The 25,366-nt window shown below is 69.2% G+C and carries 23 protein-coding genes; 10 read left to right on the top strand and 13 right to left on the bottom strand.

Annotated elements, in window-relative coordinates:
• Window positions 1–89 precede the first annotated feature (89 nt).
• The 8 genes from ACYVLQ_RS25325 to ACYVLQ_RS25290 form a co-directional block, all read right to left on the bottom strand.
• Window positions 90–707 carry a LuxR C-terminal-related transcriptional regulator gene (locus ACYVLQ_RS25325; RefSeq protein WP_460700018.1) on the bottom strand — a complete coding sequence of 206 codons (618 nt, stop codon included), beginning with the start codon at window positions 705–707 and terminating at the stop codon, window positions 90–92.
• Window positions 704–1,855 (bottom strand): sensor histidine kinase, encoded by a 1,152-nt coding sequence (locus tag ACYVLQ_RS25320; RefSeq protein ID WP_460700017.1) that lies wholly within the window; start codon window positions 1,853–1,855, stop codon window positions 704–706. Before ACYVLQ_RS25320 ends, ACYVLQ_RS25325 begins: the two co-directional genes overlap by 4 nt.
• 238 nt (window positions 1,856–2,093) lie before the next feature.
• On the bottom strand, window positions 2,094–4,043 hold the full coding sequence (locus ACYVLQ_RS25315; protein WP_460700016.1) for an acetoacetate--CoA ligase: 1,950 nt from the start codon (window positions 4,041–4,043) through the stop codon (window positions 2,094–2,096).
• A gap of 98 nt (window positions 4,044–4,141) precedes the next feature.
• Window positions 4,142–4,966, bottom strand: coding sequence for an HpcH/HpaI aldolase/citrate lyase family protein (locus ACYVLQ_RS25310; protein WP_460700015.1), 825 nt, complete (start codon window positions 4,964–4,966; stop codon window positions 4,142–4,144).
• Entirely contained in the window at window positions 4,963–5,433 is a 471-nt protein-coding gene (locus ACYVLQ_RS25305; protein ID WP_460700185.1) for a MaoC family dehydratase, read from the bottom strand. The genes ACYVLQ_RS25310 and ACYVLQ_RS25305 overlap by 4 nt, the downstream gene beginning before the upstream one ends.
• 8 nt (window positions 5,434–5,441) lie before the next feature.
• Window positions 5,442–6,602 carry an acyl-CoA dehydrogenase family protein gene (locus ACYVLQ_RS25300; protein ID WP_460700014.1) on the bottom strand — a complete coding sequence of 387 codons (1,161 nt, stop codon included), beginning with the start codon at window positions 6,600–6,602 and terminating at the stop codon, window positions 5,442–5,444.
• Window positions 6,599–8,617: an acetyl/propionyl/methylcrotonyl-CoA carboxylase subunit alpha gene (locus tag ACYVLQ_RS25295; protein WP_460700184.1), complete on the bottom strand. Its 2,019-nt coding sequence runs from the start codon at window positions 8,615–8,617 to the stop codon at window positions 6,599–6,601. Before ACYVLQ_RS25295 ends, ACYVLQ_RS25300 begins: the two co-directional genes overlap by 4 nt.
• A gap of 5 nt (window positions 8,618–8,622) precedes the next feature.
• Window positions 8,623–10,206, bottom strand: coding sequence for a carboxyl transferase domain-containing protein (locus tag ACYVLQ_RS25290; RefSeq protein ID WP_460700013.1), 1,584 nt, complete (start codon window positions 10,204–10,206; stop codon window positions 8,623–8,625).
• A 93-nt stretch (window positions 10,207–10,299) separates the two neighbouring features.
• Here ACYVLQ_RS25290 and ACYVLQ_RS25285 point away from each other — a divergent pair, with 93 nt between their 5' ends.
• The 6 genes from ACYVLQ_RS25285 to ACYVLQ_RS25260 all read left to right on the top strand — a co-directional run bounded on the left by ACYVLQ_RS25285 (window position 10,300) and on the right by ACYVLQ_RS25260 (window position 15,617).
• Window positions 10,300–10,893 carry an SACE_7040 family transcriptional regulator gene (locus ACYVLQ_RS25285; RefSeq protein WP_460700012.1) on the top strand — a complete coding sequence of 198 codons (594 nt, stop codon included), beginning with the start codon at window positions 10,300–10,302 and terminating at the stop codon, window positions 10,891–10,893.
• 173 nt (window positions 10,894–11,066) lie between these two features.
• Complete coding sequence (locus tag ACYVLQ_RS25280; RefSeq protein ID WP_460700011.1) at window positions 11,067–11,396, top strand: hypothetical protein; 330 nt, start codon at window positions 11,067–11,069, stop codon at window positions 11,394–11,396.
• 211 nt (window positions 11,397–11,607) lie between these two features.
• Window positions 11,608–12,354 (top strand): hypothetical protein, encoded by a 747-nt coding sequence (locus tag ACYVLQ_RS25275; RefSeq protein ID WP_460700010.1) that lies wholly within the window; start codon window positions 11,608–11,610, stop codon window positions 12,352–12,354.
• Entirely contained in the window at window positions 12,351–13,016 is a 666-nt protein-coding gene (locus tag ACYVLQ_RS25270) for a hypothetical protein (RefSeq protein ID WP_460700009.1), read from the top strand. The genes ACYVLQ_RS25275 and ACYVLQ_RS25270 overlap by 4 nt, the downstream gene beginning before the upstream one ends.
• An 86-nt stretch (window positions 13,017–13,102) precedes the next feature.
• Window positions 13,103–13,417: a glycine zipper domain-containing protein gene (locus ACYVLQ_RS25265; protein ID WP_068015131.1), complete on the top strand. Its 315-nt coding sequence runs from the start codon at window positions 13,103–13,105 to the stop codon at window positions 13,415–13,417.
• Between the two features lie 91 nt (window positions 13,418–13,508).
• Complete coding sequence (locus tag ACYVLQ_RS25260; RefSeq protein WP_460700008.1) at window positions 13,509–15,617, top strand: prolyl oligopeptidase family serine peptidase; 2,109 nt, start codon at window positions 13,509–13,511, stop codon at window positions 15,615–15,617.
• A gap of 15 nt (window positions 15,618–15,632) precedes the next feature.
• Here the strand turns inward: ACYVLQ_RS25260 and ACYVLQ_RS25255 are convergent, their stop codons facing one another.
• Window positions 15,633–16,073, bottom strand: coding sequence for an SRPBCC family protein (locus ACYVLQ_RS25255; protein ID WP_460700007.1), 441 nt, complete (start codon window positions 16,071–16,073; stop codon window positions 15,633–15,635).
• A 434-nt stretch (window positions 16,074–16,507) separates the two neighbouring features.
• Between ACYVLQ_RS25255 and ACYVLQ_RS25250 the strand changes: the two genes are divergently transcribed.
• Window positions 16,508–17,764: a TetR/AcrR family transcriptional regulator gene (locus ACYVLQ_RS25250; protein WP_460700183.1), complete on the top strand. Its 1,257-nt coding sequence runs from the start codon at window positions 16,508–16,510 to the stop codon at window positions 17,762–17,764.
• A gap of 14 nt (window positions 17,765–17,778) precedes the next feature.
• Here ACYVLQ_RS25250 and ACYVLQ_RS25245 read toward each other — a convergent pair whose 3' ends face one another.
• Entirely contained in the window at window positions 17,779–18,486 is a 708-nt protein-coding gene (locus ACYVLQ_RS25245) for an NUDIX hydrolase (RefSeq protein WP_460700006.1), read from the bottom strand.
• A gap of 161 nt (window positions 18,487–18,647) precedes the next feature.
• Here ACYVLQ_RS25245 and ACYVLQ_RS25240 point away from each other — a divergent pair, with 161 nt between their 5' ends.
• The gene (locus ACYVLQ_RS25240; protein WP_460700005.1) at window positions 18,648–19,061 is read left to right on the top strand and encodes a WhiB family transcriptional regulator; all 414 of its coding nucleotides are present in this window, start codon (window positions 18,648–18,650) and stop codon (window positions 19,059–19,061) included.
• A gap of 541 nt (window positions 19,062–19,602) precedes the next feature.
• Here the strand turns inward: ACYVLQ_RS25240 and ACYVLQ_RS25235 are convergent.
• Both ACYVLQ_RS25235 and mftF read right to left on the bottom strand, forming a co-directional pair.
• Window positions 19,603–20,973, bottom strand: a complete 1,371-nt coding sequence (locus ACYVLQ_RS25235; RefSeq protein WP_460700004.1) for a GAF domain-containing protein — start codon at window positions 20,971–20,973, stop codon at window positions 19,603–19,605.
• 40 nt (window positions 20,974–21,013) lie between these two features.
• Entirely contained in the window at window positions 21,014–22,411 is a 1,398-nt protein-coding gene (mftF, locus tag ACYVLQ_RS25230; RefSeq protein WP_460700003.1) for a mycofactocin biosynthesis glycosyltransferase MftF, read from the bottom strand.
• Window positions 22,412–22,771: 360 nt separating this feature from the next.
• Between mftF and mftR2 the strand changes: the two genes are divergently transcribed.
• Window positions 22,772–23,410, top strand: coding sequence for a mycofactocin system transcriptional regulator MftR2 (gene mftR2 / locus ACYVLQ_RS25225; RefSeq protein ID WP_460700002.1), 639 nt, complete (start codon window positions 22,772–22,774; stop codon window positions 23,408–23,410).
• A 55-nt stretch (window positions 23,411–23,465) separates the two neighbouring features.
• On the top strand, window positions 23,466–24,521 hold the full coding sequence (locus ACYVLQ_RS25220) for a 2Fe-2S iron-sulfur cluster-binding protein (RefSeq protein ID WP_460700001.1): 1,056 nt from the start codon (window positions 23,466–23,468) through the stop codon (window positions 24,519–24,521).
• 4 nt (window positions 24,522–24,525) lie between these two features.
• Here ACYVLQ_RS25220 and ACYVLQ_RS25215 read toward each other — a convergent pair whose 3' ends face one another.
• On the bottom strand, window positions 24,526–25,254 hold the full coding sequence (locus ACYVLQ_RS25215; RefSeq protein WP_460700182.1) for a DNA alkylation repair protein: 729 nt from the start codon (window positions 25,252–25,254) through the stop codon (window positions 24,526–24,528).
• Window positions 25,255–25,366: the final 112 nt, after the last annotated feature.

Raw genomic sequence — 25,366 nt, 5'->3', positions numbered from 1 at the left:
ACGCCGGAAACGAGGAGCCGGACCGGAAGGGCGAGGCGGCCACGCCGAGTGAGGGGACGGCCGCGAATTGACGAGACGCCGCGCCGGAATCAGATCGCCCCGTGTTCTCGCGCTCGGGCGACCGCCGACGTTCGCGACTTCACCTCCAGCTTCGAATAGATATGCACCAGATGGGATTTCACGGTCGTCTCGCTGAGGAACAACCGCTTGCCGATCTCGCGGTTGGAGTGCCCGTCGGCGACCAGCCGCAGCACCTCGATCTCCCGCGGGCTCAGGGTGGTGTCGGGCTTGCGGACCCGGGTCATCAGCCGGGACGCGACCGACGGCGAGAGCACGCTCTCCCCCGCCGCCGCGCCGCGCACCGCCGCCAGCAGTTCGGCGGGCGGGGTGTCCTTCAAGATGTAGCCGCAGGACCCGGCCTCGATGGCGCCGAGGATATCGGCATCGGTGTCGTAGTTGGTGACCACCAGCACGTTCGGCGGATTCGGCAAGGCGCGCAACGCAATCGTGGCGTCCACGCCCGATTTGCCCGCGCCGAAGCGCAGATCCATCAGCACCAGGTCGACCTCGGTGGTGGTACAGAAGGCGACGGCCTCCTCCGCGGTCGCGGCCTCGCCGAGCACGTCGATGTCCTCGCCGGAGTCGAGCAGGGCGCGCAACCCGGCGCGGACGATGGCGTGGTCGTCGGCGAGCAGCAGGCCGATCATGGCGAATCCTCCAGCGGGAACGTGACGGTGACGGCGGTGTGACCGGGCTCGGATTCCACGTTCATGCCGCCGCCCCGCTCCTCGACTCGACTGCGCATGGCCGCGAGCCCGAACGTGCCACGCGCGAAAACCGCAGGGTCGATACCGATTCCGTCGTCGACCACATCGAGATGCACCGCATCGTCGGCGTAGGTGAGCGTGATCCGCATCCGATCCGCCCGGGCGTGCCGGACCACATTGGATACCGCGCCCTGGGCCACCCGCACCAGCGCGGCCTCGATCGGCATCGGCAGCCGTTCCGGCGCGCCCTCCACCAGCACCTGGGCGCGCAGTCCGGGAGCGTTGGCGCGCTCGGCAATTCGCTCCAGCGCCCCGGTCAGCGACTGGCCCTCCAGCACCGCCGGGGTGAGTTCGGCGATGAGCTGGCGGGTCTCGGCGAGACTGTCAGCGGCGGTATCGCGGGCAAGTCGAATCTGTTCCAGCGCAGGATGGTCCGGTCCGGAACGCTCCGCGGCGTGCAGCAGCAGCTGGATGCTGGACAGCCCCTGCGCCACGGTGTCGTGGATCTCCTGTGCCAGCCGCTGTCGCTCGGCCAGCTTGCCCGCCGTCCGCTCCTGCTCGGCGAGAGTTGCTCGGGCGGCGAGCAATTCGTCGATCAGCCGCTGCCGGTCGGCGGCCTCCTGGAACAGCGCGCGATACCCCAGACCGATCGCGAGGGCGACCAGCGCGCCCAGCACCGGCCCCACCACGCCGCCGATCGACCACCCCTGGTGCAGCGCGAAACCGACCACGGACACCACGGTGGCCACCGCGACCGCGACCGCGCCCCAGAACCGCGGCAGCAGATGCAGATACAGGAAGAACAGCCCGAAGACGAGGTAGATCGCGTAGGGCTCGACCGCCACCAGCCCCAGCCACAGCACGGTCAGCAGCCCCAGCCACACCCGGGCCGCCACGGGCCGCCCACGCAGTGCGACACCGGCGAAGTAGGTGAGCAGGAACAGCACCGCCAGCGTGATCACGCCCCACCGGTGCTCACCGCCGGGCGCCAGCGCGCGACCCGCGACCACCGCCGTCAGCGCCACCATCAGCGCGTGCAACCCGAGCTGCAGCGCGGCGAAGACAGGGGTCAGCGGCGAGCGGTGCACGCCTGCCAGCTTATGCGCGGTTACCTGCGCGGCATCCATCGAGAGGCGTAATCGCCCGCCCACCGTCGGCAGGGCCGGGTTCGGTCCGCACGCGCGAGGCCCGCGCGGCGCTCCGCGACAGGATGGACCCATGTTCGTCGCGCCGCGAGAGCGGTCTACCGCCTGGTCGACGGCCGCCTCACATCGGGCGAGCCCGCCGAACTCCCGGTGTGGAGCCGCCTCCCACCGCGGTTCCGCGTCAGGGCTGCTCGCGGTCCTGGGCAGGGCGTGCGTCCGCGTACCAGTCCAGGAGGGCCGGGTTGTCCACCGCGGTGCGTTCCACCACGCGGGAGGGGTCGGCGCCCTGGAAGAGGCGCTTGATCGGGACCTCCAGCTTCTTGCCGGTGCGGGTGTGCGGGATGCCCGGGGCGACGATGATCTCGTCGGGGACGTGTCGCGGGGAGACCTCGGTGCGGATCGTGTTCCGGATCCGCTCGGTCAGCTCGGAGGTCAGCTCGACGCCCTCGGTGAGCACCACGAACAGCGGCATCCAATAGCCGCCGTCGGGTTGCTCGGCGCCGATCACCAGCGCCTCGGCGATCTCCGGAAGCCGCTCCACCACCTGGTAGATATCCGCCGAGCCCATCCGGATGCCCTGCCGGTTCAGCGTGGAGTCCGACCGACCGTGCACCACGATGCTGCCGTGATCGGTGATCGTGATCCAGTCGCCGTGCCGCCACACGCCCGGGAACATCTCGAAATAGGCGCCGCGATAACGGCTTCCGTCCGGATCGTTCCAGAACTTCACCGGCATCGACGGCATCGGCTTGGTCAGGACCAGCTCGCCGACCTCCCCGCGCACCGGATTTCCCCGCTCGTCCCAGGAGTCCACCGCCGCACCCAGATACGGCGCCGACAGCTCACCGGGCCACACCGGCACCGTGCGCGCGCCTCCGATGAATGCCGACACCACATCGGTCCCGCCGCTGAGCGAGGACACCTGCACCCGCTCACCGACATTGTCGCGCAACCACAGTGCCGACGACGGCGGCAGCGACGAACCGGTGATGCCGACCGTGCGCAACAGCGACAGATCGTGGTCGCGTCGCGGCGCCACGCCCGCCTTGATGCACGCCAGCACATACCCCGGACTGCTGCCGAGCACGGTGGTCCGCGTCCGACCAGCGATGTCCCACAACGTATCCGGCGCGGGATATCCGGGACTGCCGTCGTAGCAGACGATGGTCGCCCCGACCAGCAGCCCGGCGATCTGGAAATTCCACATCATCCAGCTCGGGCTGGTGTACCAGAAGAATGTGTCGTCGCGACCGATATCCGACTGCAGCGCAACGGCCTTCAGATGCTCGACGACCACGCCGCCGTGACCGTGCACGATACCCTTGGGCAGCCCGGTGGTGCCCGACGAGTACAGCACCCACAGCGGGTGATCGAAATCGACCTTCCCCGTATCGACCTCGACGCCGATCGGTTCGGTGATCTGCGCCCAGTCCAGCGAATTGGGCACCTCGCCGCCGAGTCGCGACACCACCACGGCCGCCCGCACCGTCGGCAATCCGGCACGCAGGGCGGCGATATCCGCGGTCTTGTCGTGCGCCTTGCCGCCGTAGCGGTATCCGTCGGCGGTCACCAGCACGACGGGCTCGAGCTGCCCGAGCCGGTCCAGCGCCGCCTTCGCCGAATAGTCCTGGCCGCAGGCGCTCCAGATCGCTCCGAGGCTCGCCGTCGCCAGAAACGCGATGACGGCCTCCGGGATATTGGGCAGGTAGCCGACGACACGGTCGCCCGGTTCGACCCCCTGGGCACGCAGCGCACCGGCGAATGCCGCCGTCCGGCCGAGCAACTCGGCCCACGAGACCTCGGTCAGCGTGCCGTCCTCACCGGCGTACACGATCGCCGGGCGATCCGATCGCGCGTGCCGGACCACCTGATCGACATAGTTCAGGCGAACCCCCGGAAACCATTGCGCACCAGGCATTTCCGTGCTGTCCAATACGCGCTGTGGCGGCTCGCCCAGCTCGAAGTATTCCCAGAGCGCACCCCAGAATCCGGGCACATCGTCCACGGACCACTGCCACAGGGAGTAATAGTTCGGAAACTCCGCCCCGGTTCGTTCCGCCACGAATCGCGCGAAATCCGTGACGCGCGCACAGGCGATATCCTGCTCACTCGGCACCCATTGCGGCTCCATCACGAACCTCCCTACGCATTCGTCGTACCGGCACCGCGGCGCACGCGATGGCTACCAGGAATTCTCGCCGACCGGCATGCGTCCGCGCGGCCACGATGTCAATTTCCCCGTGCGGGCGGCTCGGCGCGGCGCACGATGCGCTCGGCGTGCCGCACGATCGGACCGTCGACCATGCGTCCCTCGAACGCGAATACCCCGCGGTTGTTCGGCACCTCGGCGAGCAGCCTGCGCGCCCAGTCCACTTCGTCCGGCGACGGCACGTAGGCCGCTCGGATCACGGGCACCTGGCTGGGGTGGATGGCCACCTTGGCATCGAACCCCACCGCCACCGCGTCGTCGGTTTCCGCGCGCAGCCCGTCCAGGTCGCGTATGTCGAGATACACCGAGTCCAGCGCGAACCTGCCGTACGCCTTGGCGGCCAGCAGCACCGACGACCGCACGTGCCGCTCCACATCGCGGTAGCTGCCGTCGGCGTGCCGACTCGAGTTGCCGCCCAGCGCCGCGACCAGATCCTCGGCACCCCACATCGCGCCGACCACATTGGCGACCCGCATCACCTCACCGGCCCGCAGAGCGCCCAGCGGCGATTCGAACAGCGCGATCACCTCGCACTCGGTGAGGCTCGAAACCTGTTCGACCGTCTCGCATTTGGGCAGCATGACGCGCCGGTAGCGAGTACCGACGAGCGCCTTCAGATCCAGAGCGTGATCGTCGGTCCCGGCCGCGTTCACGCGGACCACGGTGCGCTCGGGATCGAGCGGAGTCGCGGTCAGGGCCTGACGTGCGGCGGCCTTGTCCGCCGGCGCCACACCGTCTTCCAGGTCCAGGATCACCACATCTGCCGCGGCCGCGGCCTTCTCGTAGCGCTCCGGCCGGTCGGCCGGGCAGAACAACCACGCGGGGCCGGACATTTCCCAGGTCATGACGCCCACTTCCGCACCAGCGTCCGCCGGATCGCCGTCGCCACCACATCGCCGTGCTGATTGCGGCCGGTGTGCGCGAATGTCACGATCCCCTCCCCGGGGCGGCTCTTGGACTCCCGCTTCTCGGTGACCACGGTCTCGGCGTACAGCGTGTCGCCGTGGAACAGCGGCTTCGGGAAGCCGATATCGGAAAAGCCCAGATTCGCCACGATGGTGCCCTGCGTCAGCTGCGCCACCGACAGTCCCACCAGCGTCGACAGCGTGAACATCGAATTCACGAGGCGCTGGTGGAAAGGCGGCTGCGCATCCGCGAAGGCCGCGTCCAAGTGCAGCGCCTGGGTATTCATGGTCAGCGTAGTGAACAGCACATTGTCGGCCTCGGTAATGGTGCGGCCCGGCCGGTGCTCGTACAGCACATCGGTCTCGAATTCCTCGTACCACAGGCCGCGCTGCACCACCCGGCGCATCGGTTCCGTCACAGGCCCAGCTCCCGTCCGATCAGCATCAACTGCACCTCGGTGGTGCCCTCGCCGATTTCCAGAATCTTGCTGTCGCGGTAATGCCGGGCGACAACATATTCGTTCATGAACCCGTAGCCGCCGAAGATCTGGGTGGCGTCGCGGGAATTGTCCATGGCCGCCTCGCTGGCGACGAGTTTCGCGATCGAGGCCTGCTTCTTGAACGGCTTGCCCGCCAGCATCAGCGCCGCCGCGTCGTAGTAGGCGGTGCGCGCTGCGTGCGCCCGCGCCTCCATGCGCGCGATCTTGAACGCGACCGCCTGATTGCGGCCGATCGCCTGCCCGAACGCCTCGCGCTCCCGCGCGTACCGCACGCTCTCGTCCACGCAGCCCTGCGCGGCCCCCACCGACAGCGCGGCGATCGCGATGCGGCCCTCGTCCAGAATGCGCAGGAAGTTCGCGTATCCGCGCCCCCGCTCGCCGAGCAGATTCTCCTGCGGCACACGGACATCGGTGAGGCTCAGCGGGTGGGTGTCGGAGGCGTTCCACCCGACCTTGTTGTAGGCCGGTTCGGCGACGAAGCCCGGCGTATCGGTCGGCACCAGAATGGTGGAGATCTCCTTCTTGCCGTCCGTCTGCCCGGTCACGGCGGTCACCGTCACCAGCCGGGTGATATCGGTCCCGGAGTTGGTGATGAACTGCTTGCTGCCGTTGATGATCCAGTCGTCACCGTCGAGCACGGCCGTGGTGCGGGTGCCGCCCGCGTCGCTGCCCGCGCCCGGTTCGGTGAGGCCGAAGGCCGCCAACGCCCGACCGGATGTCAACTGCGGCAACCACTCCTGCCGCTGTGTGTCGTTGCCGAAGCGGTAGACCGGCATGGCGCCCAGCGAGACGCCCGCCTCCAGGGTGATCGCTACGCTCTGGTCGACCTTGCCGAGTTCCTCCAGCGCCAGGCAGAGCGCGAAGTAGTCGCCGCCCATGCCGCCGTACTCTTCCGGGAACGGCAGCCCGAACAGCCCCATATCGGCCATCCCGGCGATCACCTCGTATGGGAACGAGTGCTCCGCATCGTGTTTCGCGGCGACCGGCGCCACTACCTGACGGGCGAAATCCCGGACGGTCAGCGCGAGTTCGCGGTATTCGTCGGGAACGGTGCCGGTGGAAAGGAATTCGGTCATGCGTGGGGTTCCTTCGAATCAGGGGTGTCGTCGGGCGTGATGCGCGCGAGTACCTGGTCGACCTGGACCTGCGTTCCCGAGTCGACCAGCAGTTCGACGATTCCCGCGATCGGCGCGGTGAGGGTGTGTTCCATCTTCATCGCCTCGACGACCACGATCGGCGCCCCCGCCGCTACCGCGGCCCCCGGCGCCGCCGCGATCGCGATCACCGAACCGGGCATGGGGCTGCGGATCTCGGCCTCCCCCACCTGTTCCGCGCCCGCGCGCACATTCTCCTCGGCGACCTCCCGGAGGGCCGCGACGCCGGTCGCGCCGGCGACCCACAGCTGACCGTCGTGTTCGGCCACACGGAATCGGGTGCGCACCCCATCGAGAGCCACCGAAACGTCGCTCGCTTCGAATTCGGCTGTCAGAGAGCGCTTTTCGGACTCGTCAAGCCAGACCTCGGCAGCGCGCGGGCTGCCCGTGAGATACACGTGGGTGATCCGGTCGGCTCCCGACAGCCGCAGCACGGTGGGCGCCGGCGCACCCAGCCGCCAGCCGCTCGGCGTCCCCCACACGTCCCGCGTACCCGATCGCCACAGCCGCAGCCACCGGTACACCGCCGCCGCCACGAACTGCTCGTCGGTCACCGGTGCGGCACGGAAGTCCCCTGCCCGCCGATCCAGCAGGCCCGTGTCCAACCGGCCCGCCAGCACGTCGTCGTCGGCCAGCAGGAACCGCAGGAAGTCGATATTCGTCCGCACTCCCAGCACCAGGGTGTCGGCCAGCGCGCGGTCGAGCTTGGCGATGGCGTCGGCACGGGTGGCGGAGTAGGCGATCACCTTCGACAGCATCGGGTCGTAGTCGCTGCCGACCACCGATCCGGCCCGCAGACCCGAATCCACCCGCACCCCAGCACCGTTCGGCTCCGACAGCGCCAGCACGGTGCCGCCGGTCGGCAGGAAGCCGCGCCCCGGATCCTCGGCGTACACGCGGGCCTCGACCGCGTGTCTCGTCATCCGGATGTCCTCCTGTGCGACCGCCAGCTTCTGCCCGGCCGCCACCCGCACCTGGCATTCCACCAGGTCCACGCCGGTGATCAGCTCGGTCACCGGATGCTCGACCTGTAGGCGGGTGTTCATCTCCATGAAGAAGAACTCGTCGGGCCGGTCGGCTGACACGATGAACTCCACCGTTCCGGCGCCCACGTAGTCGACACTGCGCGCGGTACTGCAGGCCGCCGCGCCGATCCGCGCCCGGGTATCGGCATCCAGCAACGGCGAGGGCGCCTCCTCGATCACCTTCTGATGGCGGCGCTGCAGGCTGCACTCGCGCTCGCCCAGATGCAGCACCTGACCGAATTTGTCGGCGAGTATCTGCACCTCGATGTGCCGGGGCCGGGTGACGAACCGCTCCAGGAACAGGGTGTCGTCACCGAAGGCGGCCGCCGCCTCGCGCCGCGCGCTCGCCAGCGCGTCGGGCAGCTGCTCGGGCGCGTGCACCAGCCGCATCCCCTTGCCGCCGCCGCCCGCGGACGGCTTCACCAGCACCGGATATCCGATATCAGCTGCGGCGTCGAGCAATTCGGCATCGGTCAGGCCGGGCCGCGCGATCCCCGGCACGACCGGCACGCCGTAGTCGGCGACCGCGTTCTTCGCGGCGATCTTGTCGCCCATGATCTCGATCGCGCGGGCGGGCGGCCCCAGGAATACGATGCCCGCCGCGGCGAGGGCCGCGGCGAACGCCGGATTCTCCGACAGGAAGCCGTACCCCGGATGCACCGCTTGCGCCCCGGTCCGCACGGCGGCGTCGACGACCTTGCCGATATCGAGATAGCTCTCCCGGGCCGCCGCCGGTCCGAGGCGCACCGCGGTGTCGGCCTCGTGTACGTGCCGGGCGTCGACATCGGCATCGCTGTACACCGCGACCGATCGAATCTCCATGGCGCGCAACGTCCGGATGACCCGCACCGCGATCTCGCCGCGGTTGGCGACCAGCACGGTGTCGAACGGGACGGGCGAATTCTGCAGCATCGTCATCACATCCGGAATACGCCGTAGGACACGGGCTCGAGTGGGGCCTGCGCGCAGGCCGACAGCGCCAGCCCCAGCACGGTTCTGGTGTCGGCGGGGTCGATCACGCCGTCGTCCCACAGCCGCGCTGTCGAATAGTACGGATTGCCTTGGCGCTCATATTGTTCCCGTATCGGAGCCTTGAACTCCTCCTGCTCCTCGGCACTCCAGGCATCGCCGAGCTGATCGCCGCGCACGGTCGCCAGCACCGACGCGGCCTGCTCGCCGCCCATCACCGAGATTCGCGCGTTCGGCCACATCCACAGGAACCGAGGCGAATACGCGCGCCCGCACATCGAGTAGTTGCCCGCGCCGTAGGAGCCGCCGATGATCACGGTGAGCTTGGGCACCCGGGCGCACGCCACCGCCGTCACCATCTTCGCGCCGTTCTTGGCGATGCCGCCCGCCTCGTAGTCGCGGCCGACCATGAACCCGGTGATGTTCTGCAGGAACACCAGCGGGATCGATCGCTTGTCGCACAGCTCGATGAAATGCGCTCCCTTGAGCGCGGATTCGCTGAACAGCACGCCGTTGTTGGCGACGATGCCGACCGGATGGCCGTGAATGCGGGCGAACCCGGTGACCAGCGTGCGACCGTACTCCTGTTTGAACTCGGAGAACTCGCCGCCGTCGACGATCCGGCCGATGACCTCGCGCACGTCGTAGGGCGTGCGCGAATCCACCGGCACCACGTCGTAGAGCTCCGACTGTGGCGCCACGGGGTCCACCGGCGGCGCCACCTCCCACGGGCTCGCAGACCGCGGCCCCAGCGTGCTCACGATGCGGCGCACGATGCGCAGCGCGTCCTGATCGCTGTCGGCGAGATGGTCGGTGACACCGGAAGTGCGCGAATGCAATTCGCCGCCGCCGAGTTCCTCGGCCGTCACCACCTCGCCGGTGGCCGCCTTCACCAGCGGCGGCCCGCCCAGGAAGATGGTGCCCTGATCGCGCACGATGACAGCCTCGTCGCTCATTGCCGGGACGTACGCGCCGCCCGCCGTGCACGACCCCATGACCGCGGCAATCTGCGCGATTCCCTTGGCGCTCATGGTCGCCTGGTTGTAGAAGATGCGGCCGAAATGCTCCCGGTCCGGGAAGACCTCGTCCTGATGCGGCAGGTACGCGCCGCCGGAATCGACGAGATAGAGGCAGGGCAGGTGGTTCTGCAGCGCCACCTCCTGCGCGCGCAGATGCTTCTTGACCGAGACCGGGTAGTAGGTGCCGCCCTTGACGGTGGCGTCGTTGGCGACGATCACGCACTCGCGGCCGGACACCCGGCCGATCCCGCTGATGACGCCCGCGCCCGGGCAGTCGTCGCCGTACATACCGGTCGCCGCCAGCGGTGACAGCTCCAGGAACGGGCTGCCGGTGTCGAGCAGCTGATCGACCCGCTCACGCGGCAGCAACTTCCCGCGGGCCACGTGCCGCTCGCGCGCCTTGGCCGGACCGCCGAGCGCACTCGCCGCCAACCGCGACCGCAGATCCTCCACCAGCGCCAGGTGGGCCGCCCGGTTGGCGCCCTCCACCCGCGTGCCCCGCGCAACCGTCATCACGCCATCCTGCCCGATCGGTTAATCGCCAATAACTGGAATTTAAGATAGTCTCCATTAACCGAGTTGTCCACCCCGGCGAGAGGAGGCGCGTTGACCAGCAGTGATTCGGTCACGCCCACGCGCCGCGAGCAGCTCAAGGCGCAGCGCCGAGAGCAGTTGCTGGAGGCGGGAGCACGGCTGATTGCCGACCGCGGCTTTCCCGGTGTGCGGCTCGACGACCTGGGCGCGGCCGTCGGGATCAGCGGCCCGGCGGTCTATCGGCACTTCCCCAGCAAGGAGGCGCTGCTCGTCGAGCTACTGGCGGGGGTCAGCCAGCGGCTGCTGGAGGGCGGCAGAACCGTTGTCGCGCAATCCGATTCATCGGCCGCGGCGCTGTCCCGGCTGATCGACTTCCACCTCGACTTCGCCCTCGGCGAGCCGGAACTCATCCGCATCCAGGACCGGGACCTGGAGAATCTGCCCGAGGCCGCCAAACGCCAGGTCCGCCGCACGCAGCGGCAGTACGTCGAGGTGTGGGTGTCCGTGCTGTGCCGGTTGCACCCCGACCTCCCCGAGGCCACCGCCCGGGTGCAGGCGCACGCGACGTTCGGCCTGATCAACTCCACTCCGCACAGCGCGTCCGCCGCGCTCGCCAGCCGGGCCCGCCCGATCCTGCGACGGATGGCGCTGGCCGCGCTGGCGTGACCCGCCCCGGCAGGGCTGTTCCCACGAGAGGCGAATTCGGCTGTCGCGCACTACCGTCGGTCAACGGTGCTCGGGGGTGATTGTGGGCCTGCTCGCGCTGCGGGCGGCAGCAGGCCGTCGCAGCACACGTTGGACCCTCGCAAATGGCGAGGGCTGGAAAGGTTGTGGAGAGAATGGTACGGAAAACCCTGGTCAAGGCGCTCGCTGTCACCGCTGCGCCGCTCGCTGCCGCGGTTGTGTTCGCCGGAGGCGCGAGCGCCGACGCCGGACAGGCCGCACCGCAGGCGGCGCCCGTGGCGGGTGTCCCGCTGGAGTCCGAGGGCATCGCCACCAACCCCAATGCCCAGTACCCGGACCCGGTGCTGAACGGCGCCGCCCTCGGCGCCGGAATCGGCTCCGCGGTGGGCTTCTGGACCGGATCCGGCGGCCCGATTCTCGGCGGCCTGATCGGCGCGCTGGTCGGCGCCACCAACCCGGACGTGGTCCCGCAGGTCCTGCCCTGATCCGGCAGTAGATCGCGCACCCGAGGCCGGTGCCGGGCGCCTACGCCCGCCACCGGCCTCGAGCCTTTTCCGCCGAGGTGTCCATTCCGTCCGAATGCGGTAGCATCACGCAACGCATTCGGGGGGAGGATTTCGGCGGCTCGTCCGGGCCATCGAATTCCCGCCGCTCGCAGGCGATCTACGGATAGATGAGGAAGACGGGGGACTTCGCATGGCGAAGCATCGAAGACAGACCAGAACCCAACGCATCGCCCTGCGCGCCGCGGTCAGCGTGGTACCGATGACCGCCATAGCGACCGGCAGCACCATCGCACACGCGGCGCCGGCGCAATTCATCGCACCACAGCCCGGCGTCACCACGCCCAACCAGCCGAGCCCCGCTCCCCCACAGCAGGGTCCGGGCGCCACCCAACCCGGCGTCACCACCCCTGCCCAGCCGAAGACGCCGCCCCCGATGTCCTACGTCGCGCCGCAGGACGACCGCCGCGGTGTAGCGCCGGAAACCGACTTCGCCCAATACCGCTCGGTCCCGCAGCGCGATTATGTCGCTCCGCTCGAGCCCCAGGCGTTACACGCGCCCGAGCCGTCGCCGCCCGTTGCCGCGATCGTTCCGGCTCCGCGGATCCTGCGTGCCGGTGACTTGTCGACTCCGGCGCCGGACTTCCTGGCGCCCGACCAGATCGACCAGATCAACTCGATCCCGGCGGGGCCGGAGGCACAGATCTCCCAGTTCGCGAGATCGGTCGGCGTGGCGCCGAGTCGCGCGGACAGTGTGGCCGCGGGAGCGGTCGCCGGGGCAATCCAAGGTGCGGTCGTCGGCTGCGCGGTTGCGGGCGGGTTCGCTCTCGCCACGGTCATCCTGTCCCCGCTGTCCCCGATCGCCTGCGCTGGTTGGGGGGCGGCAGGATTCGCCGCCGGGGCCATGATCGGCGCGGGTAACGGAGGAATGCGGCCATGAGGCTCGAAAGAATTGTCGTGACCTCGCTGGTGGCGATCGCGGCGACCGGGATCGCCTCGGTGACGGCCAATTCGGAGCCGACACCCACGCCGAGAGACAGTCGGCACAGCGAGACACCACGCTCCATTCACGGCACAGATCACGACATCGGCTTCACAACCGGATTCACCTCCGGGCGCGACGGCGTCGTCACCACCCTGGAAGCCGGTCGGTTCGACCTGGCTGTCTCGAAGGAATCGGTCGACCTCATCGGTCGCGACGGCCTGCCGTTCGCCACGGTGCCTTTGACAGTTCACGCCGCGAACCGGCAGGTAGCCCTGCGACCGACCATCGAGGATCAGGGCAGAAAGCTCACCCTGCACCCGGTCGACCTGTCGCCGGGCGAACTCCGTGCCATCGACGAGCACCAGCCGACCGCGGAAGAACGGTGGAACGCCGAGGTGCAACGCGCGTCCTTCGGCGCGATGGTCGGCGGCGGCATCGGTCTGGTGATCGGGTTGGCGCTCGGAGGGCTCATTCTCTTCCCGATACCTATCGCCACCACGGCGATCGGTGCCGGAATAGGCTTTCTGGCCGTAGGCGGCCAACCGCTGATCGACGCCGGAATCGCCTATTTCAGTGGGCAGCCCGCGCCGCCGCCCGCCGCTCCCCCAGCACCGTGAGCGCCCGCGCCGAGGGCGAAATCACCTGTCCCAGCACATGGGTAGTGCCCTCGAACTCGCCGAGGGCTGGAAGGTAAAGGAAGAGAATGATTCGCAACACCCTGGTCAAGGCGTTCACCGTGACCGCCCTGCCGCTGGCCGCCGTGGCCGTCTTCGCCGGCGGCGCCTCCGCCGAAGCCCCGCAGGCCACGCCCGTCGCGGGCATCCCGCTGACCGAGGACATCACCACCAACCCCAACGCCCAGTACCCGGACCCGGTGCTGAACGGCGCCGCCGCGGGTGCGGCGATCGGTTCGGCGGTGGGCTTCTTCACCGGTTCCGGCGGCCCGATCCTCGGCGGCCTGATCGGCGCGCTGGTCGGCGCCACCAACCCGGACGTGGTCCCGCAGGTTCTCCCCTGACCGACCCGGTCTCGGCCCCGATGCTGTCCTCCCCCGACCTGTCGCCCCACCGTGGTTTACTCGGGAGGTCGGCTGATCTCGGGGAGGGCGCATGGCACGGCAGGGTTCGAGGATCGCACGGTGGGCCGCACCGGCATTGGCCGCGGCGCTGCTGACCGCGTGCGGTGGTTCCGCCACCGCCGAGGACGAGTTCCGGTGGCTGGAGGAGGTCGACAGCCCCCGGGCCGCCGCCTGGGTCGAATCCGAGAACGCCAAGACCCTCGGTGTCCTGCAACAGGATCCGCGATATCCGGCGAATCTGGAGGGCGCCCAGCAGGTGGGCAGGTCCCCGGACCGCCTGCCGGAGCCGACGATCATCGACGGCGAGGTCTACAACTTCTGGCAGGACGGCACGCACGGCCGCGGTATCTGGCGCAAGACGTCGGTGTCCGATTACGAGGCGGCCCAGCCGAATTGGGTGACCGTACTGGACCTCGACGCGCTCGCGAAGTCCGAGGGCAAGGACTGGGTGTGGCAGGGCGTCGGCTGTTCACCGGTCACCGAGTCACACTGCCTGATCTCGCTGTCCGAGGGCGGCGAGGACGCCTCGACCTTCCGCGAATTCGACACGCGCACCGGCCGATTCGTTTCCGACGGGTTCGTGCTGCCGCGCGGCAAGCAGCTGGTGAACTGGGCCGACGACAACACGCTGCTGGTATCGCGGGAGTGGCAGCCGGGCGAGCTGACGACCTCGGGCTATCCCTACATCGTCAAGAGCTGGCATCGCGGCCGTGCCCTCGCGGAGACCACCGAGATCGCCCGCGGCGACCAGGCCGATATGCGGGCGATGCCGATGGTGCTCGCCGACGGCGACGGCCACCGCCTGGCGCTGGTGGCCCGCGCCCGCTCGTTCTTCGACCACCAGTACACCCTCGCCGCCGCGGCGAACCGGCCGCTCGCCCTGCCCGCGAAGTCGGAACCGGTCGGCCTGGTCGGCAATCGCCTGCTGGTCCGACTGGATCAATCGTGGGAGACCGGGGGCGCGAACTTCCCCGCGGGATCGCTGGTCTCGCTGGATGCCGAAGCGCTGGCAAGGGATCCCGAGCGGCTGCGACCCACCGCGGTCTACACCCCGGGCCCACGGGACAGCCTGCAGGAGGCGTCCACCACCAGGACCGGCGTCGTCGTCACCTCGCTGCACGACGTGCGCGCGCAGGTCGCGGTGTACAGCCCGCAACCCGACGGCGGCTGGCGGGCCGCCCCGGTGGCACTGCCGGACAACTCCTCGATCAGCACCGCGGCGACCGATACCCACGGCGCCCTGGCCTACCTGAAGCTCGAGTCCTTCCTGACGCCACCGGCCCTCTGGCGCCTCGACACCACCACCGCCGTGGCCACCGCCTCGAAAAGCTCACCACCGCAATTCGATCCGTCGCCCTATGTGGTCGAACAGCGGCACGCCACCTCCCCCGACGGCACGGTCGTGCCGTACTTCGTCGTCCACCGCGCCGATATGAAACTCGACGGGTCGAACCCCACCGTCCTGACCGCGTACGGCGGCTTCGGCGTGCCCCAGACCCCGCATTACGACGGCACCCTCGGCAAGCTGTGGCTCGATCGTGGCGGCGTGCTCGCCATGGCCAATATCCGCGGCGGCGGCGAGTTCGGCCCCGCCTGGCACGAGGCGGCACTGAAGACCCACCGCCAGCGCGCCTTCGACGACTTCGCCGCCGTGGGAACCGATCTCGTCGACTGCGAGATCACCACGCCACAGCGCCTGGGGATCACCGGCCGCTCGAACGGGGGGCTGCTCATGGGCGTCGAATTCACCCAGCGCCCCGAGCTGTGGAACGCGGTGGACATCGGCGTGCCCCTGCTGGACATGCTGCGGTACGAGCAGATCGCCGCGGGCGCCTCGTGGGTCGGCGAGTACGGCAGCGTCGCCAACCCCGACGAGCGCGCCTTCCTCGAATCCGTCTCGCCCTATCAGCAACTGAAGAAGGGCGTGCGGTATCCGGAACCGTTCGTCTGGACCACCACCAAGGACGACCGGGTCGGCCCGCAGCACGCACGCAAGTTCGCGGCGAAACTGGCCTCGCTCGGCGCCCCGTACCTGTTCTACGAGCCGTCCGTCGGCGGGCACCGCGGCAGCACCACCATCGACGAGCAGGCCACGATCACCGCGCTGCGATATACCTACTTCGCACGAAAACTCATGTAGCCCAGAGGGTTCGGGCTAGCGGCGCAGTTCGCGTTCGGCCGTCGAGAGCACAGAGTGAATCCCGAGTACGACCAACGGAGCGAGCGTGAGGGTGTAGAGATCCGAGAACAGCGGTGCGGCAACCTCGAATTGCGCATGCCACCGCACCCGGGTCCCGCCATCGACCTCCTCGAAGACGATGACGCCGTCCTGCGAACGCATCGGCGGAAAGGTCGTCAGCGCCCGGTAGCGCAGCAGCCGCGGCGGGTCGTATTCGACGATCTCCTCGGTGACCCGCAGCAGCGGCGTGACCAGCAGCCGCACCGCCCCGGTCCCGTGTTCGGAGACATTGCCCGGACGCACCAGAGTGACCCGCCGAACCACGGGCGTCCGCTGGAAGTTGGTGGCATCGGTGAGCCAGTCGAAGACGTCGACGACTGGCGCCTGGATAGTGCGTTCCAGGTCCACCGTGCGCATCGGTACTCCGTTCGGGGGCTGTGTAAGGTTCGCAGCGCAGCCTACGGCGCGAGTCCCGCACCGAACCAGGCAATCGCCACGAACCGATGCGATTTCGATACCGCGAGTCGGTTTCGATCGCGGACAAGTGTTGCACCGCATCATAATTCCGGCCAAACCCGGTTCAGATGAGCGCCTTCCGCCACCTCCGACGCGAAGACCTGGACCGGTACGTCGCGGGCGTGCAGGCGGGCGCCACAGAGTGGCGGAAGCCACGTGTCATCCGAAACCGCCCGTAACACAGACCGGTGGCAAATCGCCTGGTAGCTACCATGGCATCCATGAATGTCGAGGAACGCCGCGGCATGCCGACCGCACGCGACGGCGTCCCGCAGCCCGAGCGTGTCTCCCGGAACCCGGCCCGACGCGCTGCCTCAGAGAGACAGGCCGAAACCTTGAGCCGAGGACAGCGCGGCACCGCGCCCCAGGCAGAACAGCCGACAACAAAATCCGCGGAGCGGGTGATCCGCCGCCGTCCGAAGAACCGGCGGGCACAGATCGCGGCGACCTCGGCCGCGGCGTTCGGATCGCTCGGCTACCACGGCGTCAGCATGGAGGACATCGCCTCCCGCCTCGGCATCTCCTCCGCCGCCCTGTACCGGCACTACCCGAGCAAGTACGCGCTGTTCCGCGAGGAGTTGCTGCGCCTGGGCGCGGCCACCGTCGCCGCCGTCACCCTGCCCGCCGAGGCCGCGGACTGGACTCCCGAGCAGCGCCTCCGTCACGTCTTCGACACGGTGATCGCCGATATCATCGCCAACCGCCAGACGGTCGCGCTGGCCCGCTGGGAGGGCCGCTACCTCGACGAGACCGACCGCGCGACGCTCGACGACCAGTTCGGCGCCGCGATCACCACCCTGCGCGACCAGATCGGCGACCTGCGCCCCGAACTGCCCCGCCGGGACAGGCTCGTCCGCGCGGTGGCGGTGTTCAGCGTGACCAGCAGCATCGGCGACCACCACGCCACCCTGCCCGTGAAATCCATGTCGTCCGTGCTGAATTCGGCGGCATGGTCGGTGGTCCGGGCCGACCTCCCGGCCCCGGAGGCGCCCGCGCCGCCGCCGCGCGCGGTGGAGATCCCGCAGTCGTTCAAGCACGAGGTGCTGCTCGAGAAGGCCATCGAACTTTTCCACGCGCGCGGTTATCCCAACGTCAGCGTGGAGGACATCGCCATGGCCGCGGAGCTGTCGGCGGCCTCGGCGGTGTATCGCTACTACCGCAGCAAGAGCGACCTGCTCGCCGCGGCGTTCCGGCGGGCGGCCGATCGGATGTCCGGTGCGATCGGACCGGCGGTGGCCTCGTCGAAGACGGCCGCCGAGGCGCTGACCAAGCTGATCGACCTCTACGTCGCGGGCTCGTTCGCCGAGCGCGAGCTGACGTTCGTGTACTACGCCGAATTCGGCCATGTGGCGGCCGAGGAGCGCACGATGCTGCGAAATATCCAGCGGCTCATCGTCGCCGAATGGGTGAAGCTGCTGATCGAGGTCAGGCCGGAGCTGTCCGAGGCACAGGCGCGCGTGCTGGTGCAGGCGGCCTTCGGACTGGTCGTAGACCTGGGCCGGGTGTTCGGCAACGACGAGCACATCTGCCCGCAGGACAAGGTCTCCAGCCTGATGGAGACCATCCTGTTCGGACGCCCGCAACCGCGCTGAAAACCGCCGTCGATTCAATTGGGGCGCAACATCGGCGGGTGCAGCACCCGAGCGGGACCGGCCCGGAAGAGCTGGGCCGGGCGGCCGCCACCGACCGTGGTCCGCCCGGTCGGCTCCACGAATCCCGGTGTGCTGGTGACCTTTCTGTGAAAGTTCCGCGGGTCGATGCTGGTCCCCCACACCACCTCGTACACCCGGCGCAGCTCGGCGACGGTGAACTCGGCCGCGCAGAACGCCGTCGCCAACGGCGTGTACTCGACCTTGGCTCGGGCGCGCTCCACGCCGTCGGCGAGAATCCGGCGATGATCGAAGGCCACCCGCCCCCGATCCGCCAACAGTTCCTCCACCGACCAGATCGCGGCCGACGACGCCTCGGGCCCGGCGTGCGGGGCGGGCAGGTTGGGGACCAACGCCAGATAGGCGGTGCTGATCACCCTCCCGCGCGGATCCCGGCCCGGTTCACCGTAGGTGGCCAGCTGTTCGAGGTGCAGCCGGTCGGCGCGAATCCCCGTCTCCTCCCGCAATACCCGCACCGCCGCCGCCGAGAGGCTCTCGTCCTGCTGCACGAATCCCCCGGGCAGGGCCCATCTTCCGCGATAAGGGGCGAACAGCCGCTGCACCAGCAACGCACAGAGCGTGTCGTTGGTCGCCCTGCGCGCGCCGAGGGTCAGCACGACCAACTCCACCGCGACCGCGGCGTTGAGGCGAAAAGCGTTGCCCATGAACGCGATTGTAATCGTCAGTATGACGATAACCAGCCCTCGATTTTACCCGCAGTCTTCGGAATGGCCCTTAACCTGCGGACCCGCCTTGACACCACGAGTACGCATTTGTAAACAAGACACCACATCGGTCACAGCTGTCCCAGCCCGAGGAGAACGCCATGCATTGGCGACGCAACGCCGCTTGCCGAAACGTTCCGCCAGGCTTGTTCTATCCGCCACCGGCGCCGAAAGGCGACCCGGGACCGGCGCTTTCCTATTGCCGGGACTGCCCGGTCATCACCGAATGCGCCCACCACACGGTTCAGATCGGCGAACAGCACGGCATCTTCGCGGGGGTCTGGCTGAGCGGACAGGGAAATGGGGCCGTGACCGCGCTGCGGGCAATTGCGGACGGCGTCATAGATCAACCGCGCTGCCGCGAGTGCTGGCGACTGGTGCGCCCCCGGCACGCACCCGCCACCGAACACCCTGGCACCGACACCGCATCCGAGGGCGATCCACAACTCTGTCGCACATGCGGCACGAACCAATCATCGGAGATACGAGAAAGAGCCGGACAGCACAGGAGTTGACCAGGGCCCGTGACACGCGCCTACCGGTCGGCAGAGCCTCAACTCCCGCACCCCGCACCCGTTCTCGCACCCTCTACAACGCTTGTACGGGGTGCGGGAGCATGCACAGGGTGCGGGAATGTGAACTCTCACCACAGCTCATCCGCCAGCGACACCGGATGTCCGGGTACGAGGGGGCGGGCCGTACCTTCCCAGCTGATTCCCGTTCCTCCTGTCGGCCATACAGGGCCAACCAGTACCCCCGCGAGGAGTGCCGCAGCCGCGGCGAAGCGTCTCCGCGTTGCTGAAGACTCATGCCTGAACCCTCCCCTGGGATTGCCGATCACGATCCACTCCGCCAGATGTTTCGCGATGTCACAGGAGTTGCTGTAATGCGAGCCGTAGCCGCACAATCCGAGAGCTTCGTCGGTGCTGGACCTTCCCCGGGACCAGCACCGACGATGCCTCGGACGGCCGAACTTGAAGGTCGAACTCGGCCACTCCGGTGTTCACCCTACTCGCTCATGCCGACAAACCCGGCAGTTAGCCGGTCGAAAGCTGTCTAGGCGCCGAAGTGCCGCGCCCGGATCGGATCGGCGGCCGCCCGCCGGTCCAGCAGCCGGATCTTGGCCTCGATCTGCGCGTACAGCTCGCAATCCCGTTCCACGACAGCGCGATAGGCCAGCCAGGCCGCGGCATCGTCGCGGCCGTCGGGGCCGCTGGTCCAGCGGGCCAGCACGGCCGGATCGCTGGAGTCCAGCACAGCGGCGCGCAGCCGCACCCGCAACTCCTCGCGAATGTCCATCACTCCCGGCGCACCGGAACGCGGCAGCACCGGCCCGGTGTACGACCGCACCGCGGCCTCCACCTCGCCGGCATCGAGGGCGGCCCGCAGCGCGGCGACATCCGTGCCGACGACCACCCGCAGCCGATACGGGCGCGAACCGAATACCTCGGACCCGACCACCCCGCGCAGCCGCGACATCGCCGCGCGGATGGTGGCGCCGTCGAGATCGGCGTCGTCCAGCAGCAGCGCCAGATGATCGGACGATAGGCCCGCGCGATGTTCGGACAGCAGCAGCAGGATCTCGGCGTGCCGCTGCGACAGCGCGATTCGGCCGCCGGGCGTGTGCAGCCGCGGCTGCCCCAGCCCGAGCAGTTCCAGCAGCAATCGGCCCGGGCGCCGGGCTCCGGACGAATCCGCCACGGGCGCAGCGCGATCCGGCTCTTGCTCGGCGCGCATCGCGGCCAGCAGCAACTCCAGCTCCGCCGCGGTCGCCGTCGCCTTCACCAGCGCGAGAATCTCCGGTTGTGCCACCCGAACTCCGCCCGCGACCATCAGCACGCCGACCAGTCGCCCGTGCGGATCACGCACGGGCGCGGCCGCTCCCGTGATCCTATGCATCCGGCGCAGCACGTGTTCGGGGCCGTGGATCCAGGTCGCCCGGCCGGTGCGGACCACGAGTCCCACCGCGTTGGCGCCGATGCGGCGCTCGCTGAGGTCGTCGCCCTCGCGCAGCCCCGACTCCGCCACCGCCGCAATCCGATTCGGGTTGCCGAGCACCCACAGCGCCCGGCCGTATTGATCGGCGACCACGACGGTCAGACCGGTGCTCGCGGCGTCCTGCAGCAGCAGCTTGCGCACCAGCGGCAGCACCGCCGCCATCGCGTGCCCGTCGCGATAGCGTCGCAGATCGGCGTCGCGCAGGCCGCGGGCATCGAGTGCCGCGGCGGGGTCGACACCGTCGCGCACGCTGCGCAGCCAGGCGTCCAGGATCAGCGGCCGCAGCAGGCCCGGCAGCCGACGCAGCTGCTCACCGCCCTCCTCGAGGTATCGATGCGCCTGGGCAGCATGGGTTTCCAGGGCGCCGAGCCGAGCCTCGGGCCGCGTGTCCTGTTGCGTGGCAGCGCCACCGGCGAGTTTGCTGACCATGCACCTTTCTTTCCGGTACCGGACTGTACCGGGTGCGCGGTCAGTGCGGCGGCACCGCGGGCCGCAGGGCGGCGACATTGCGGGCTCGGGCGGCGCCCCACCACAGGCCGGTGCCGTACGCGAGATCGTCGAGCCGCTTGCAGATCAGATACCGCACCGGATCCAGCCCGCCCGCGTCGCGATGGGTGAACCAATCGGCGAGTCCGTCGGCGACCGCCATGGTGAACGCCAGGCGCCGAATGCGCGGCGACGCCACCATCGCCAGCACGGTGACGGGCCAATAGTGGCGGCACAGCGCCGACACGATCCGCCACACCCCGCCGGAGAAGCCGCGCGCCAACTGGATCGCGGCCACCCGGGTCGGGTTGTCGAGTTCCGCGAAGACCCGGCGCAGCCGCACCAGCGCCGCGGCCAGCGTGGCCACGCCGCCCAGCACGCCCCAGCGGGAGGCGGTCGCCAGCAGCGCCGTGGCCACCACCGTCCAGAACGGCACCGACAGCGGCGCCACCATCCCGACGTGCCGGCGGGCCAGCGGCGCCGCACCGGCACCGTGAGAGACCTTGCCCCCGAACCATTTTCCGAACGACACCGGATGGTCGCAGGCGACGTGCGCGGCCGGTTCGTAGCGCAGCCGCCAGCCCGCCCGCTCCAGCCGCCAGCACAGATCGATATCCGCGGCCGAACGCATCTCCTCGTCGAATCCGCCCTCGGCCAACAGCGCCCGCCGCCGCACCAGCAGCGCCGCGCCCGGCACGTGCGAGACCGCGCCGCGCGAGGTCACCGCTGCCTCGCGACGGCCGTGGTCGAGCGTCGAACGGGTCTGCTCGTACCGGCTCAGCACCGTGGAGTCCGGATCGCGCGTGACGATGCGGGGCGCCACCAGCGCCACCTCGGGATCGCTGAAATGCCCCAGCATCACCTCGAGCCAGCCCGCCTTGGGCACCACGTCGGAGTCCAGGAAGGCCACGAATTCGGTTGTGGCCGCGCGCAGTCCCGCGTTGCGTGCCGCCGCCGGGCCGTGGCGGCGGTCGTGGCGCAGCACCGTCACCCGGCAGCGGCCGCGGGTGCGCGGGATCGGCACCGGGCGGTCCGAGCCGTCGTCGACCACCACCACGCTGTGCCCGCGCAACGTGCCCAGCAGCCGCTCCAGCCCGGCCGCGTCGTTGCAGTGCGGAATCACCACGGTGACATCCTCGGGCGCGGGCAGCAGGCGCGGCCGCGGGTTGGCCACACCGGAATCGAGCAGCCGTCTGGCAACTCCCGCCGAGGTCGGATCCGTCACCTCGAGAAACCCGTCACCGATCAGGGCGGCCGCCTCCGGCGCAAGTCGCAGCAACCTCGTCGGCGAGCCACCGACGAGGAACCGCCCACCGGAGTAGGTGCGCACCCGCGGATCGATACGTACCCCGAACCCATCGGGCAGTCGATCATGGCGCATTCCAGGGATGCTATGCGCTGATCGGCATTCGGTCATCCCGTGTCGAAAAAAACGGAGGGAAATGGATACGAATACCGGGGCCGTCCGCGGATCCACCCGCACACGACCGGGCAGCAATTCTCCGAAGTTGCTGGCAATCAATTGGCAATCGACACTCCGGCGTGACACAGAACACCTTCGGCCCGTGTGCAGTTCACCATTGGCTAATGCAGCATTGCGACCGCAGCGATGCGCCGCGCGGTGCCGTCGCACACACACCGGCCCGCGCTTCCGCATGCGTTCTAGACTGCGGGAGTATCGGCAGGTTGAACGAACAGCAGATGACGGACGGCCGTCGTCATGAAACATCGAGGCGGGAGCTTGCGTAACCACGGAGGACCTGGGAGCGGCCCCAATCAAACACTCTCCGAATCGGAGATCGTCGAGGCCGCGCTGCGGGTGGTGCGCGAGGACGGCGTGGAAAAGCTGTCCATGCGCAGGCTGTCCCGCGAACTCGGCGTCTCGCCGATGGCTCCGTACTACTACGTCGCCGACAAACGCGAACTGCTCGATCTCGTCGCCTCCGCGGCCCTGACCGGAGTCCGCAAACCACCGCCGGAGGCCGGGCCCTGGCAACATCGCCTGCGCGATCTCATCGATCAGATCGACGAAAAACTGCGCAAGCATCCGGGTCTCGGCGACGTGCTCATCGAGCAGATGCTCGGCAAACAGCTCGATCTGATCGCCGCGGTGATGGAGATCCTCTTCGACGCGGGTTTCGACGACCGCAATGTGCTGGCCGCCTACGCCACCATCCACACCTATCTGTTCGGGCGCGCCCGGGTGAATCCGCGCGACCGTTCGGCGCTCACCGACGCGCAGCTGCCGGACGCGGTGGCGCGTGCCGTGCGCCACATCGGCGACCTGCGCGGCAAGTACACCTACGACTTCGGCATGGAGGTGCTGGTGGCGGGGCTGGAGGCCCAGCTTGTCCGGCAGCGGGGCGGCCACGTACTATGAAACTAGAACACGTTCTAGTTTCGGCGGCTCCGACTGCCAGGCGCGAGAGGACACCATGACCACTGTCGAAGTACCGCACAGCTCACGATCGGCCGTGCTGCGGGTCTCCGCGGTCATCGCCGAAACGGGCGATGCCTGCTCGCTGGTCTTCGATGTGCCCGAGGACTTGCGGGAACGGTTCACCTACCAGCCGGGCCAGTTCCTCACCCTGCGCATCCCCAGCGACCGGACCGGATCGGTGGCGCGGTGCTACTCGCTGGCGAGTTCGCCGCATACCGACGACCGGCCGAAGGTGACGGTCAAGCGCACGGTCGACGGGTACGCCTCGAACTGGGTGTGCGACAACGTCAAGGCCGGGGACGAGCTCGAAGTGCTGCCGCCCTCAGGGGTTTTCACGCCCAAGGACCTCGACGAGGACCTGCAACTGTTCGCCGCCGGCAGCGGCATCACGCCGGTGATGTCGATCCTGAAGTCGGCGCTGGCGCGGGGCAGCGGCCGCATCGTGCTCGTCTACGCCAACCGCGACCCCGAATCGGTCATCTTCGCCGGCGAACTGCGAGAGCTGGCCGAGAAGCATCCGCAGCGGCTGGTCGTCGTGCACTGGCTGGAGACGCTGCAGGGCCTCCCGAGCGTCGAGGGGCTGGCCGCCGTCGCCGCGCCCTATACCGAGCGCCGCGCCTTCATGTGCGGCCCGAAGGCCTTCATGGACCGCGTGCACGACGCGCTGGCCCAGCTCGAGGTCCCGCGCAACCGGACGCACGCGGAGATCTTCAACTCCCTCGCCGGGGACCCCTTCGCCGATGCGGCGCCGGTCGAGGTGAGCGAGGAGGAGCAGGCCGACGCCGCCACCGTCGAGGTGGAACTCGACGGCGAGACCCACAACCTCAGCTGGCCCCGCAAGCAGACCCTGGTGGACATCATGCTCTCCAAGGGCCTCGACGTCCCGTACTCCTGCCAGGAGGGCGAGTGCGGATCCTGCGCCTGCACCGTCCTCGAGGGCAAGGTGGAGATGGACAACGCCGAAATCCTAGACCCCGAGGACATCGAGGCGGGCTACATCCTCGGCTGCCAGGCCCACCCGGTCACCGACCACCTCAAGATCCAGTTCTGAGCGGCTATCGCAGCTCTCGATAGTGTTGCCGCGCTTCGGGTTTCAGGTGCTCGGTGGCGTAGCTCAGGGCGGTGCGGCCCATCTCGGGGGCGTGGTGGTCGAGGAAGGTGGTCAGGTGGGCGCGGTCGATGCGCTTGCCTACCTCGCGCAGCATCCAGCCGACGGCCTTCTGGATCAGGTCGCGGCGGTCGGTGAGCAGCCGCTCGCACAGGTCGAGGGTGGTCGAGGCGTCGCCCGCCTTGATGAAGGCGAAGGTGGACAGCAGAGCCACCCGCCTCTCCCACAGCGAATCCTGCTGTGCCAGCTGGAAAAGCAGATCTCGGGGCCGGTCCAGCAGCCAGGGCCCCAGCACGTTCTCCGCCGAGACGTCGACCAGGTCCCAGTTGTTCACCCGCCCTCGACGCACGGCCGCCAGGTACAGGTCGACGATCTTCTCCTGCGCCGCAACGTCATTGGTTCGGGGCTTCATGGCCCGCGCCATGGCGGCGTTCAGCACGACCAGACCCGCCAGCCGATGTTCGTGAACCGCGCTGTCGAGCAGCGCGTCGACTTCCGAAAGCGGCAGCGCCGCAAACCGCTTCACCACTGCCCGGGTCCGCGGCACCCGCACGCCGATGAACACGTCCCCCTCGCCGTACTCCCCGGGCCCGGTCTTGAAGAACCGCTGCAGCTGCACCGCATCATCCGCGTCCGCCACCTCGGCCAGCGCGGCCCGCACCGCCGCCGCGGTCATCGAAGTTCCGACGACCGCACCACCCGCGCCCGCATCCTTACCGCCCACCGCACCTCCCGCTAGGAGTGGAAGACCATCCACCGTCAGTATCGCCGGTGTTCCCGTAAGCCGT

The sequence above is a fragment of the Nocardia thraciensis genome, from assembly GCF_054782435.1.
This window is presented reverse-complemented; position numbering and strand designations above follow the sequence as displayed.